The sequence below is a fragment of the Pseudomonas sp. AC463 genome (genome assembly GCF_979253585.1).
The window spans coordinates 1-280 of the sequence record NZ_CEEDDZ010000499.1 but is presented as its reverse complement, the minus strand read 5'-3'; the positions used below and the strand labels follow the sequence as shown (position 1 = coordinate 280).

The following is a 280-nucleotide window of genomic DNA, read 5'->3' as shown; positions in this document are numbered from 1 at the left end:
AGCACGCGTTCTGCGCTGAAGTCAGCAAAGCTAGAGAGCCTGCAGGAATGGGCTGCAACGATCCTGTGCGCCGTCATAATCCTGGCAGGCGCGGTCATCGGCAATGTGACTTTCGGCCGCGTCGGGCTCTGGACAGGAGAACTCGTTGGAGTGCTTCTATGCGTTGCCGTTGGATGGCGGTTGGTGGGCGCCCGTATGCGAAAACGTTGATCATCAATCCGCGACAGCGCCGCGCTCAGCTAGCTTCTGAAATCGCAGGAATGAGACACGCAGTGCCGGG

At 59.6% G+C, this 280-nt stretch carries 1 protein-coding gene; it reads left to right on the top strand.

Annotation, left to right across the window (positions count from 1 at the left end; translation table 11 throughout):
• Positions 1-210: hypothetical protein (locus tag AC0IYH_RS31140; protein WP_471838058.1), on the top strand; the 210-nt coding region annotated here is incomplete at its 5' end.
• Positions 211-280: the final 70 nt, after the last annotated feature.